9 protein-coding genes and 1 pseudogene are annotated in these 12,082 nt (G+C 54.8%); 7 read left to right on the top strand and 3 right to left on the bottom strand.

Translation table 11 applies throughout. The features are described from left to right. The first annotated feature begins 284 nt into the window (after positions 1-284). The gene (locus ACOTXF_RS21650; protein ID WP_045418018.1) at positions 285-1,238 is read left to right on the top strand and encodes a nickel/cobalt transporter; all 954 of its coding nucleotides are present in this window, start codon (positions 285-287) and stop codon (positions 1,236-1,238) included. A 32-nt stretch (positions 1,239-1,270) separates the two neighbouring features. On the opposite strand, the gene proP is transcribed toward ACOTXF_RS21650, so the two are convergent. After that, on the bottom strand, positions 1,271-2,773 hold the full coding sequence (gene proP / locus ACOTXF_RS21645; RefSeq protein ID WP_008500072.1) for a glycine betaine/L-proline transporter ProP: 1,503 nt from the start codon (positions 2,771-2,773) through the stop codon (positions 1,271-1,273). A gap of 650 nt (positions 2,774-3,423) precedes the next feature. Here proP and kdgT point away from each other — a divergent pair. Then, positions 3,424-4,416: a 2-keto-3-deoxygluconate transporter gene (kdgT, locus tag ACOTXF_RS21640; protein WP_008500071.1), complete on the top strand. Its 993-nt coding sequence runs from the start codon at positions 3,424-3,426 to the stop codon at positions 4,414-4,416. Between the two features lie 57 nt (positions 4,417-4,473). On the opposite strand, the gene ACOTXF_RS21635 is transcribed toward kdgT, so the two are convergent. Continuing rightward, on the bottom strand, positions 4,474-5,349 hold the full coding sequence (locus ACOTXF_RS21635) for a diguanylate cyclase regulator RdcB family protein (RefSeq protein ID WP_008500070.1): 876 nt from the start codon (positions 5,347-5,349) through the stop codon (positions 4,474-4,476). Further along, complete coding sequence (gene crfC / locus ACOTXF_RS21630) at positions 5,346-7,691, bottom strand: clamp-binding protein CrfC (protein ID WP_021242912.1); 2,346 nt, start codon at positions 7,689-7,691, stop codon at positions 5,346-5,348. Before crfC ends, ACOTXF_RS21635 begins: the two co-directional genes overlap by 4 nt. Positions 7,692-8,284: 593 nt before the next feature. On the opposite strand from crfC, the gene ACOTXF_RS21625 reads away from it, so the two are divergent. The 5 genes and pseudogenes from ACOTXF_RS21625 to phnE all read left to right on the top strand — a co-directional run bounded on the left by ACOTXF_RS21625 (position 8,285) and on the right by phnE (position 12,069). Further along, positions 8,285-8,620 carry a zinc ribbon domain-containing protein YjdM gene (locus tag ACOTXF_RS21625; RefSeq protein ID WP_008500067.1) on the top strand — a complete coding sequence of 112 codons (336 nt, stop codon included), beginning with the start codon at positions 8,285-8,287 and terminating at the stop codon, positions 8,618-8,620. A 123-nt stretch (positions 8,621-8,743) separates the two neighbouring features. Beyond that, positions 8,744-9,184, top strand: coding sequence for a VOC family metalloprotein YjdN (gene yjdN / locus ACOTXF_RS21620; RefSeq protein WP_047746750.1), 441 nt, complete (start codon positions 8,744-8,746; stop codon positions 9,182-9,184). Positions 9,185-9,357: 173 nt separating this feature from the next. Next, a complete protein-coding gene (gene phnC / locus ACOTXF_RS21615) occupies positions 9,358-10,146 on the top strand; it encodes a phosphonate ABC transporter ATP-binding protein (RefSeq protein ID WP_023618659.1) in 789 nt (262 codons plus the stop codon). Between the two features lie 24 nt (positions 10,147-10,170). Continuing rightward, the gene (phnD, locus tag ACOTXF_RS21610; RefSeq protein WP_008500064.1) at positions 10,171-11,187 is read left to right on the top strand and encodes a phosphonate ABC transporter substrate-binding protein; all 1,017 of its coding nucleotides are present in this window, start codon (positions 10,171-10,173) and stop codon (positions 11,185-11,187) included. A 102-nt stretch (positions 11,188-11,289) separates the two neighbouring features. Beyond that, a pseudogene (phnE, locus tag ACOTXF_RS21605) lies at positions 11,290-12,069 on the top strand (phosphonate ABC transporter, permease protein PhnE). The last annotated feature ends 13 nt before the right edge of the window (positions 12,070-12,082 follow it).

The following is a 12,082-nucleotide window of genomic DNA, read 5'->3' as shown; positions in this document are numbered from 1 at the left end:
CCCGTTATTTCAGGATTTTTTCTCTTCAACCGACCGCGTTGTCTGTGAAGTGATTCACATCCGCCGTGTCGATGGAGGCGCATTATAGGGAGTTCGCGAACGACCGCAACCGAAAAGTTGCAAAAAAATGACTGACTGCTGCATTCCCCAGCAAAACCCCGCCTTATACCCATTTATGCACAAAGTTATCCACAATTCTGCACGGATCCCAATGCGATCCCACGAACTGAGCGGCAAGATCAACTATACTGGCGGCAAATACTCTTCTCTGTGCAGGCCGCTTCATGACCACACAACGCCTCACCCGTGACTGGCGTCTCCCTACCGCTGGGTTGATGCTGCTGGCAATTCTCTTTGCCGGTTTTACCCTGCATGCGCACTGGAACGCCTTTATCCAGTGGTGTCTTGCCACGCAAATTACCCTGCACCGCTATCTGGTGATGTACCTGCTGCAGCTGAATAACCACCAGTACAGCGGCGGATTATGGTTGTTAACGGGGGCTTTCCTTTATGGCGTACTCCACGCCATTGGCCCCGGGCACGGAAAATTCATTGTGACGACCTATCTGACTACCAATAAGGAAAGCGAACTGGCCGCCCGGGTCGTCCCTTTCCTGGGCAGCCTGATGCAGGGCGTCAGCGCCATTCTGTTTGTCTTTATCCTGGCGGTAGGGTTTAACCTCGCCTCAGGGGATATCAGTACCAGCCGCTGGTATGTGGAGAAGGTCAGCGCAGTGCTTATTGGCGCATTCGGCGCATTTGTCATTTACCAGGCGCTGAAGAGCCTGCGCCCGCGCAGGATGTCTGTCTCTGCCATTAAGCCGCTTCATCAGCACGACGAACACTGTGGCTGCGGCCATCACGGCGTAGGTACAGACCTGACGCAGGGCGACTGGAAAACTCGTCTGGGCGTGATACTGGCGATTGGCGCACGCCCGTGCAGCGGGGCGATCATGATCCTGATGTTCTCCAACGCGCTGGGCATTGTTACCTGGGGGATGGCCGCAGTCATGACTATGTCTCTGGGAACCGCGCTCTCTATTATGGGGCTTTCACTGGCTGTACGTTACGCCCGCGAACGCACGGTGGCCTGGTTCGGAGAAAGCGCCTCGTTAAAATGGCTGGTGCCGGCCGTCAAAATTGCCGGAGGGATAGTCCTGATCCTGTTCGCGACGGTGCTGTTCCTGACGGTGATCCCCATCAGCGCCAATGGTGACTACATCGCCGCAGGATGCTAATAAAAGAAAACCCGCCAGCGGCGGGTTTTTTGTTACTCGTTGATGCGTGGATGCTGATCCACCAGTCGGGAACGTTTTTTCTGCAGTTCTTCAATCTCGGCGTCAATATCCTCAATCTTCTGCTCTACATTATCGTAGTGCTCACGGAGGATCTCTTTCGCTTCCTGGATATCCGATGCCGCAGGCGTTGCGCCTTTCAGAGGGCGATTCGCCGTCTCCTTCATGGTAATACCGGTAATCAAACCAATCACCGCGATCACCATCAGGTAATAAGCAGGCATCATCAGGTTCTGCGTGCTCTCCACCAGCGAGGCGGCAAGCGTCGGGGTCAGACCGGCAATCAGCACCGAGATGTTGAAGGCCGCGGCCAGCGCGCTGTAGCGAATATGGGTCGGGAACATCGCGGGCAGCGTTGAGGCCATCACCCCGATAAAGCAGTTAAGGATCACCGCCAGCATCAGCAGACCGGCAAAAATCAGCCCCAGTACATTACTGTTGATCAGAATAAATGCCGGGATGGCGAGGGCAAACAGCGCAACGCTTCCCAGAATAATGAACGGTCGACGACCAAAGCGGTCACTCAACAGGCCCATAATCGGCTGCACAAACAGCATACCCACCATGATGGCGATAATGATCAGCACACCGTGATCTTCCGAGTAGTGCAGGTTATGCGACAGATAGCTCGGCATGTAGGTCAGCAGCATGTAATAGGTCACGTTGGTGGAGATCACCAGACCGATACAGACCAGCAGGCTTCGCCAGTGCTTGGTGGCAATCTCTTTGAACGATACCTTCGGACCGTCCTGAAGCCCTTCGCGGTCACCCTGCTCCAGCTTATCAACGTGCTGCTGGAACGCAGGCGTCTCTTCAAGCGCATGACGCAGGTAGAGACCAATGATCCCCAACGGCAGTGCCAGGAAGAATGGGATACGCCAACCCCAGTCGAGGAAGTTCTCTTCCCCCACCACGGTTGAAATCAGCACCACCACGCCCGCGCCCAGGACAAAACCGGCAATGGAGCCGAAGTCCAGCCAGCTTCCCATAAACCCGCGCTTACGGTCAGGAGAATACTCGGCAACGAAGATCGAGGCGCCAGTATATTCACCGCCCACGGAGAAGCCCTGTGCCATCTTACAGATCAGCAGCAGAATCGGAGCCCAAATGCCGATGGTGGCATAAGAAGGGATAAGACCGATACAGAATGTACTGATCGACATAATGACGATGGTGATAGCCAGGATCTTCTGACGACCATATTTATCACCGAGCATACCGAAGAACAGACCACCCAGCGGGCGAATCAGGAAGGGAACGGAGAACGTACCCAGTGCCGCAATCATCTGCAAGCTGGGATCGGCCCCGGGGAAAAACACTTTACCTAACGCATAGGCCACAAAGCCGTAGACACCAAAATCGAACCATTCCATCGCATTACCGAGCGAGGCTGCGGTAATCGCTTTACGCAGTTTGGCGTCATCAATAATGGTGACGTCGCGAAGCGTGATGGGTTTAATCTTTTTCCTTCTCAGCATAGCTATCCTCGTTGACTCGGCCCTGTCTGTTTCACAGTCCAGTGTGCGTTCTGTGAACCATGGGATCCGCTCCATGCGAATCGCCTTATTCAAGCGTAGCAGGTTTACTTACATTGACGTTTTACGTCGATACAACCGAACCTGTTGACGCCTGCCTGGGCAGTTAATGACCTTTTTACCCTACCAGCGTTTATATTTGTGATCAACTTCACACATATTTCAGCATCAGGTCAACTCAGTCCAGTATTTGTCAATCAGTGCAAATAAGCCCTTTCTCATCCCCGCCTCATGAGCTCTCTCACGCACGTCATGAGTTCTTTCGCAACAAAAAAACAAACCACGTTTACTCACATTCAATTTAAATAAATTTTTTTCATCAGGAAGCCGCCGATAGTTTTACATTGAATATGTGACAAAGATAACTAAAACGATGTTTTATTTTGATTGAATCAATATTCCAATGATCGCATGATAAATCCGAATACAGCATTTCATGTGTTTTATAAGGAAGTTAATCGAGAAAAAACATTTATTTTCCTGGCGGGATTATCGAGAAACGCCACTCAAAAACAAATGCCAATCAGTTGAATTTATTGACTAATTTTTAACACCGAACGCCCGTCCTGCGGGGTCAGATGTGAGGATTGTCCATGAAGATTAAAGCCACGATAGAACGCATACCCGGCGGTATGATGCTGGTTCCGCTGGTGCTGGGCGCCATCCTGAATACCCTTGCCCCTGATACCGGGGCTTATTTTGGTGGTTTCACAAAAGGCATGATAACGGGCACGGTTCCAATTCTTGCCGTCTGGTTTTTTTGTATCGGTGCATCCATTAATTTGCGGGCGACCGGTACCGTATTACGGAAATCCGGCACGCTGGTAATAACCAAAATAGCGGTAGCCTGGGCGGTGGCAATGATATGCGCGATGTTCATCCCAGAGAATGGAATTCAGACCGGGTTCTTCGCGGGGTTATCGGTGCTGGCGATTGTCTCCGCGATGGATATGACTAACGGCGGATTGTACGCCAGCCTGATGAACCAGTACGGGACGAAAGAAGAGTCCGGCGCATTTGTCTTGATGTCTCTCGAATCAGGCCCGCTGATGACGATGCTGATCCTGGGGTCCGCTGGCCTGGCCTCTTTTGAACCCCACCACTTTGTCGGCGCAATCCTGCCCTTCCTGATCGGCTTTGCCCTTGGCAACCTCGATCACGATCTGCGTGATTTCTTCAGCAAAGCCACGCCGGTGCTGATCCCGTTCTTCGGCTTTGCGCTGGGGAACACCATCAACCTGAAGGTTATCCTTGATACCGGCCTGCTGGGTATTGTGCTGGGTGTCGCCGTAATCGTCATTACCGGTATTCCGCTGATCGTTGCCGACCGCGTGATCGGGGGAGGAAACGGCACGGCGGGCGTCGCCGCCTCTTCAGCCGCAGGCGCTGCCGTCGCCAACCCGGTGATTATTGCCCAGATTAACCCGGCCTTCGAACCGGTAGCCGCTTCAGCGACGGCGCTGGTTGCCGCCAGCGTGATTGTCACTGCGCTACTGGTGCCGATCATCACGGCGCTATATGCGAAACGCTACGCCAATGCTCCCGAGCAGAATATCGAACGAAAAGCGGTCGAACTCCGCCATTAACACACCGTACCAAACCCTCCCCTCTTCCCTGCGGGGAGAGGGTGAGGGGTAAGGGATTTACCCAAAAATCTCTTCCACCATCCCGTCCACCAGCCGTTTTGCCGAACAGAGCCTCGGCATCCCCAGTGCGACGGTCTGCCAGTTTTGCGTCACTGACCAGCTCACCGGATGCTTATCCGCCTGACACCAGTCCCCCAGCCAGCCCAGCATGTCTTTATGATCGATCGATCCGGGAGAAGCAGGCGCTGTCAGCCACTGGTGATAAAAATGGCGGGTCGTGGGTGAGGCATTAATGCCCTGCGCCAGATAGTTAGCCGCCATGCTGCGCAGGTTATCCTTAAGCATGGCCGCCACATCTTCTTTCGCGAGGCGGCATGCGTCGCCAAATGCTCCCCAGCGCAGCTCTTCCAGAACGATAAAACAGCGCCCGGCCAGCGACCAGCCATCATAATGTCCGGCCCGCCAGCGGGTAAAAATTTGCTCACTGTGCTCACCCGCCTGCACCGTTAGCCCGCGCTGGGTCAGCGCCTTTTCTTTCCAGGCTGCGCGTTGGGTAAAATGAGACACGAGATCGGCGTACTGCTGCGTCAGTCCGGGAGACTGCAGGGTGCGTGGGTGAGTCTGCTGACGCAGCGCAATCAGCTTCTCTGCCATCAGCGTCAGCGCGAGATGGCCCGGATCAAGCATCCCGGCCAGCTTTTCCGCCAGCCCCAGGCGCAGCGCCGCATTTTCATTGAGCATCCCCGCCATCGCCCAGGGGCGTAGCCGGGTATGCGTCATGATTTCCTGCGTCAAACGCTCGCGAAACTGCAGCTGCTGTGGTCCCAGGCGAGGATGACGCGCCGCGTCTCCCCCCTGCACCAGATCGACCATAAATTTTGGATTAATACACTCCAGCGTTCGCCCGGGGCCGTCCAGTAGTGGTGTTGTCATGGTTGCTCTGCCGCGAATAGAGTTTGAATATCATCGCGTAACAGTCGGGTATCTTCCTGTATCCACGTCGCAGTAGTGATGCTTTGCTTCAACAACTGACAGAGCGCTCGGGTTGAGTGCTCATTTTGCTGACGCACTGCGAGGCTATCACGCAAGCTTTCCTGTAACCCGGTCAGGCACAACGAAAATTCTGCAAAGAACGTCGCCATTCCTGCCGTAACAGAGACATCGACCTGCGCGGACAAAGCTTTACGTATTTGTTCACAAAACTGATCAATATGTTGCTTAAATTTGTCATGTAGCTGCGCAATGTCGATAACATAGCGCGTGCGCGTTTCCACATACTCGTCCCAGCCCCAGCCAGGATTATTGAGCCAGCGAGAGACCGTTTCGCGCATGCTGCTCCCGCCGGAAGGCGGGGCGGCCTGGCTGTCGTCCTGCGCAATCGCATCGTTAAACAGCGCTCGCGTATTGAAGTTAAGCTGGCTTGCCTGAAACGCCGGGAAGCTGATCCGCGCCCGAAAACCCGCATGGCTCAGATGCTCTTTAATACGCGTTTCGATGGGACGCATGGCTTCGTTAAGAGAACGCGCCAGCGTGGACTCCAGCTGATCAAAGCGTAACGCCAGCTCCCGGCCGATCTTCGTCTGGGCATCCAGCATCACCCGCTCGCAGGAGGCGCGTAATTTACTCAGCGCAATCTGCGCCTGCCCTTCATCGTCCAGCACCAGCTGCTTCACCCTCTCACCGCGAAGTTGCTGCCGTTCGGTGCCTGCCGAGTCAAGAATCGGGGGCGTGCTGAACACCTGGTCAATCGCCTGGTGAAGCGCGGTTTTTTGGGATCCCATAAAGTCTGCGGTGGCGTTCAGCGCTTCCTCAACCTCGTGTTTCACCTCATCGCTCACCACGCGCTGACGCGTCTGCAAAAGCGCCATGTCCTCTTCCAGACGTGCGATATTCAGCTCCAGCGCCTCAAAGGCCACCGTCAGCCCCTGATAGCGGAAATCGAGATACTCGCGGGCGTTTTGCGCGTAGTTAAGAAGCTTATGCGAGGCCGAACGCAGCGCGTATAGCGAGGCATTGGCATAGGCGGCGTAAATCAGTTTCCGTATCGGTTGCTCGAAGAGCGAATCTTCCCAGAGCAAATCGGCAGAATGTCGGATATGGTCGATATCGTCCAGGTCCGCCGTACGCCAGCGACGTCCGAGTGCCGCTTCGGCAAAATCCTGCACCCAGGGTTGCTCCTGATGATCCGGCAGTCGTCCATGCGAACTTAGCTCATAGCGCGCGCGGTTCGCCAGATACGCCCACATGGACGACACGGGGTAAATCTGGCCAGGCGAAATATTGCCTTTCATTAAGGTGCCGGAGATCATCGCCCGAATCTGTTCTTCATCATCGCTATTGCGATCTTTCTGATCGAATTTATTGACCAGCGCATACAGCGGCACCGATTTTCCCGCCGCGGAAATCGCCTGGCGGACTTCTTCATCAGAAATGGATTTAAGCTGGGTATAATCCATTACGGCCAGCACCGCCGATGCGCGGGACAACTGCTCGCTGAGCATTTTTTGCAGATGCGGCTGTCCGGCCTCGTTCGGCCCGGGCGTATCGAGCAGCGTCAGCTGCCCGAGGTGGGCATCCAGGCCCGCAAGATGCACGAACTCCACTTCAATCACCGGGATATGTTCAATAGCCGTATATTCAGAGAACGGAAACTCCACACCCAGCGCCTGGGAAAGTCTCACCAGATCGTTGAGGCTTTTCAGACAATGAAATATCGGCTGCGCGCCCAGGTGATGCTTCTCAAACGCTTCCCCTTTTTCAATGCGCTCCAGCAGCGTATTCATGTCTTTATCAATTTCCAGACGCTGAGCCAACTTCCCGCGGTCGTAATCACAGAGCTGTTTCTGAAGCAGTTGGATCAATTCATCAATCGGGGAGGCATGAGAGAAATGCAGCACCGGTTCCTTCTGACCCGGCGTGTGGCGAATCAACGTCGGAAGCGCCGTCATTGGACGATTGCGGTTCGGCAACACTTCAGTACCCACAATCGCATTAATAGTGGTCGATTTCCCCGCTTTCATGGTGCCAACAATGGCCAGGACCATTTCCAGCCGGGTTATTTTGCGTAATTCATTATTCAGCATCGCCTGCTGGGCGTCGACACCGCGCGCGCTAAAATGCAAAGGTAAAACGTTGTTTGTTTCGCCAGTAATAGCAGCCTCTGTGCTCTCCAGCATCTCAGTGGGCATTGATTTCAACGTATCAAGATTTTGCAGGGCAAGCTGTAACAAACGCTCGGCTTCCTGGCTTAATTCAAAAATGGTCTGTGTGTGCATGATAAAAGCCTTTCCTTAACGCAAATTTATTACTTTTATTAAGCCACTGGTTTTAATTATGTTGTTCAGGCTTATATGATCATGTGTGGAAAACATGTTCGCCGAAATATAACTGATTGAAGATAATCAGGAATAATTCCCTATCCTTGCATGGCGTGTAGAACTCTTCTCCAGGCCTGATAGCCAAAAGAAAAAAGCGTAGCCCATTTTTAAGAAACTTCAGGATATATCACCATTATTTACCCACCTAAAAAGAGAGGTAATGCACCACTGCCATAAGATATGTATGGCAGCAAAGTCCGGAGATAAAAACAATGTGTCGCTTCACCTTATCCGAAATGGCAGAGCGTAGCAATTTGCTGCAATAAAATATTCGATATATTTATCGTCATTTCTTCCCACCGTGTTAATGGACCTAAGCTTCGCGTAACTGACTGACAGAACATGTCACTCCCGATACGCTTTTTGGCTTTTTTAATTCACAATATCACCGACAACGGTGTGGATTTGCGCTATACTTGCCGCCTTTTTCGGCACCCTGCCGTCATTTAGCTGGCACTTTCCAGCGCGTTTACACTTTTGAGGATACCGATATGTCTCTCCCACACTGCCCAAAATGCAATTCTGAATACACCTATGAAGATAATGGCATGTTCATCTGCCCGGAATGCGCTCATGAATGGAATGATGCCGAGCCGGCTCAGGATGCTGATGCGCTCATCGTAAAAGATGCGAACGGCAACCTGCTGGCGGACGGTGACAGCGTTACCGTCGTTAAGGACCTGAAGGTGAAAGGCAGTTCTTCCATGCTGAAGATCGGCACCAAAGTGAAGAATATCCGTCTGGTTGAAGGCGATCATAATATCGACTGCAAAATTGACGGCTTCGGTCCAATGAAACTGAAATCTGAGTTCGTGAAAAAGAACTGATTTTTCACCTGTACGCCCGGTAAGCGAAGCGCCACCGGGCGCTTTTGCCGGATGCGCTACGCTTATCCGGCCTACAAAAAAAGAACTAAACTTAACGGGCTTTTCTTACGTGAGGTAAAGATTATGCCGTTAAGTCCCTACATCTCTTTCGCCGGCAACTGCGCTGAGGCCACCGCCTTTTACCAGCAAGCCGTCGGCGCAGAACTTCTCTATAAAATCACCTTCGGCGAAATGCCAAAAAGCGATAACAGCGATGAAGGCTGTCCGTCCGGGATGCAGTTTCCGGATTCGGCTATCGCCCACTCCAACGTTCGCATTGCGGGCAGCGATATCATGATGAGCGACGGGATGACGCCCGGCAGCAACGCGCAGTACGCGGGCTTTACGCTGGTTCTCGACACCCAGGACGTCAATGAAGGCAAGCGCTGGTTCGACAACCTCGCCGCGGGCGGGAACATCGACATGGCGTGGCAGGAGACCTTCTGGGCGCACGGTTTCGGTAAAGTCACCGACAAATACGGCGTGCCGTGGATGATTAACGTCGTCAAGCAACAAACGTCGTAGGCAGAACACGCGCAGCGCAGCCGGCAACAGCGCCCGGTGGCGCTGCGCTGACCGGGCCTACGGTGATTGTCATCAAACTCCGCTCAACTCTTCAAACTCCCGCAACCTGCACTTAACCCAAATGTCACATTGATGCGCCAGCATGAGGCCACATTTATCGTGAGGCCCCGCACATGCAAACTGTCATCCGCGTCGAGAAACTGAGCAAGACCTTCAATCACAACAAGGCTCTGCATGCCGTAGATCTGACCGTCCGGCAGGGCGACATGGTGGCGCTTCTCGGGCCTTCTGGCTCGGGTAAATCCACCCTTCTGCGCCATTTGAGCGGGCTTATCACCGGCGATAAAACGCCGGAAAGCCACGTCGAGCTGCTGGGCAATACCGTGCAGCGCGCCGGGCGTCTGGCGAGCGATATCCGCAAGAGCCGCGCCCAGACGGGCTACATCTTCCAGCAGTTTAACCTGGTAAACCGCCTGACGGTGCTGGAGAACGTGCTGATTGGCGCGCTCGGCAGCACCCCGTTCTGGCGCACCTGTCTGCGCTGGTTCACCCCTTCCCAGAAGCAGGAAGCTTTACAGGCGCTGACCCGCGTCGGCATGGCGCATTTCGCCCACCAGCGCGTCTCCACCCTGTCCGGTGGACAACAGCAGCGCGTGGCGATTGCGCGCGCGCTGATGCAAAAAGCGCAAATCATTCTTGCTGACGAACCCATCGCCTCGCTGGACCCGGAGTCCGCCCGCATCGTGATGGAGACCCTGCGCGACATTAACCAGAACGACGGCATTACCGTGGTGGTCACGCTGCATCAGGTGGATTACGCCCTGCGCTACTGCGAACGCATCGTCGCCCTGCGTCAGGGGCACGTGTTCTTTGATGGCGCGAGCCATCAGTTTGATAACGAACGTTTTGACCATCTCTACCGCAGCATTAACCGCGTCGAAGAGAACGCGCAGGCTGCTTAAATAAACCCGATCCGAGGAAAGTACATGAGCTACAAAGCCGTTGCCGCGCTGGCCTTTACCAGCATGTTCAGCCTCAGCACCCTGTTAAGCCCGGCGTATGCGGAAGAGCAGGAAAAAGCGCTGAACTTCGGCATTATTTCGACGGAATCACAGCAAAACCTGAAACCTCAGTGGGAACCGTTCCTGAAAGATATGGAAACCAAACTGGGGATCAAAGTGAACGCCTTCTTCGCCCCGGACTACGCGGGCATCATCCAGGGGATGCGCTTTAATAAAGTGGACATCGCCTGGTACGGCAACCTCTCCGCCATGGAAGCGGTGGACCGCGCGAACGGCCAGGTCTTTGCCCAGACCGTCGCGGCAGATGGCTCCCCCGGCTACTGGAGCGTGCTGATCGTCAACAAAGACAGCCCGATCAACAACCTCAACGACATGCTCGCCAAACGCAAAGAGCTGACCTTCGGCAACGGCGATCCGAACTCCACCTCGGGTTACCTTGTCCCTGGCTACTACGTCTTCGCCAAAAACAACGCCTCTGCCAGCGACTTCAAGCGCACGGTAAACGCCAGCCATGAAACCAACGCTCTGGCCGTGGCCAACAAGCAGGTGGACGTTGCCACCAACAACACCGAGAACCTCGACAAGCTGAAGACGTCCGCCCCGGACAAGCTGAAAGAGCTGAAGGTTATCTGGAAATCCCCGCTGATCCCCGGCGACCCGATTGTGTGGCGTAAAAACCTGTCCGAAAGCACCAAGGACAAGGTGTACGACTTCTTTATGACCTACGGCAAAACGCCGGAAGAGAAAGCAGTTCTGGAACGTCTGGGCTGGGCACCGTTCCGCCCGTCAAGCGACCTGCAGCTGGTCCCGATTCGCCAGCTGGCGCTGTTTAAAGAGATGCAGGGCGTGAAGGACAACAAAGGCCTGAAGGACGAGGAGAAGACCAGCAAAGTGGCCGCGATTCAGGCCCAGCTTGAAGACCTCGACCGCCTGACCGCCGCGCTCGGCGCGATGACCAGCGTGAATAAAGCGGTGCAGTAACGCTTTTCGCCCGGTGGCGCTGCGCTTACCGGGCCTACATTTTGGATCGTAGGCCGGATAAGCGTAGCGCCATCCGGCACACAAAGACCTGAGGAGTAACACATGCAAACCATCACCCTCCCGCCGCCGAAGCGCAGCTGGTTCTCGCTCATAAGCTGGGCCATCCTGCTGGCGGTGCTGGTTATCTCCTAGAAGGGCGCGGAAATGGATCCGCTGCTGCTCTTCAAAGACGCGGGCAATATGGCGACCTTCGCCGCCGACTTCTTCCCGCCGGACTTCAGCCAGTGGCAGGACTACCTCAGTGAAATGGCGGTCACCCTGCAAATCGCCGTCTGGGGCACCGCGCTGGCCGTTATTCTCTCCATTCCGTTTGGCCTGATGAGCGCTGAAAACATCGTGCCGTGGTGGATATACCAGCCCATGCGCCGCCTGATGGACGCCTGTCGGGCGATCAACGAAATGGTCTTTGCGATGCTGTTCGTGGTCGCCGTCGGCCTCGGTCCGTTCGCGGGCGTCATGGCGCTGTTCATTCACACCACCGGCGTGCTCTCCAAGCTGCTTTCCGAGGCGGTCGAAGCCATCGAGCCCGGTCCGGTGGAAGGCATTCGCGCCACCGGCGCCAATAAAATCGAAGAGATCCTTTACGGCGTCCTGCCGCAGGTGATGCCGCTCCTGATCTCCTACTCCCTGTACCGCTTTGAGTCCAACGTCCGCTCCGCCACCGTCGTCGGCATGGTCGGCGCAGGCGGGATTGGCGTCACCCTGTGGGAAGCGATTCGCGGTTTCCAGTTCCAGCAAACCTGCGCCCTGATGGTGCTCATCATCGTCACCGTCAGCCTGCTGGATTTCCTCTCTCAACGTTTGCGTAAGCACTTCATCTGAGAAGCGAGGCTTT

This window comes from Enterobacter cloacae complex sp. IR53041 (assembly GCF_049238285.1).
GTDB classification, from domain to species: Bacteria; Pseudomonadota; Gammaproteobacteria; order Enterobacterales; family Enterobacteriaceae; genus Enterobacter; species Enterobacter roggenkampii.
This window is presented reverse-complemented; position numbering and strand designations above follow the sequence as displayed.

Excerpts from the sequence above, each read along its gene's own strand:
- ACOTXF_RS21650 (WP_045418018.1), top strand. The coding sequence starts at position 285 with ATGACCACACAACGCCTCACCCGTGACTGGCGTCTCCCTACCGCTGGG.
- proP (WP_008500072.1), bottom strand. The coding sequence starts at position 2,773 with ATGCTGAGAAGGAAAAAGATTAAACCCATCACGCTTCGCGACGTCACC.
- kdgT (WP_008500071.1), top strand. The coding sequence starts at position 3,424 with ATGAAGATTAAAGCCACGATAGAACGCATACCCGGCGGTATGATGCTG.
- ACOTXF_RS21635 (WP_008500070.1), bottom strand. The coding sequence starts at position 5,349 with ATGACAACACCACTACTGGACGGCCCCGGGCGAACGCTGGAGTGTATT.
- crfC (WP_021242912.1), bottom strand. The coding sequence starts at position 7,691 with ATGCACACACAGACCATTTTTGAATTAAGCCAGGAAGCCGAGCGTTTG.
- ACOTXF_RS21625 (WP_008500067.1), top strand. The coding sequence starts at position 8,285 with ATGTCTCTCCCACACTGCCCAAAATGCAATTCTGAATACACCTATGAA.
- yjdN (WP_047746750.1), top strand. The coding sequence starts at position 8,744 with ATGCCGTTAAGTCCCTACATCTCTTTCGCCGGCAACTGCGCTGAGGCC.
- phnC (WP_023618659.1), top strand. The coding sequence starts at position 9,358 with ATGCAAACTGTCATCCGCGTCGAGAAACTGAGCAAGACCTTCAATCAC.
- phnD (WP_008500064.1), top strand. The coding sequence starts at position 10,171 with ATGAGCTACAAAGCCGTTGCCGCGCTGGCCTTTACCAGCATGTTCAGC.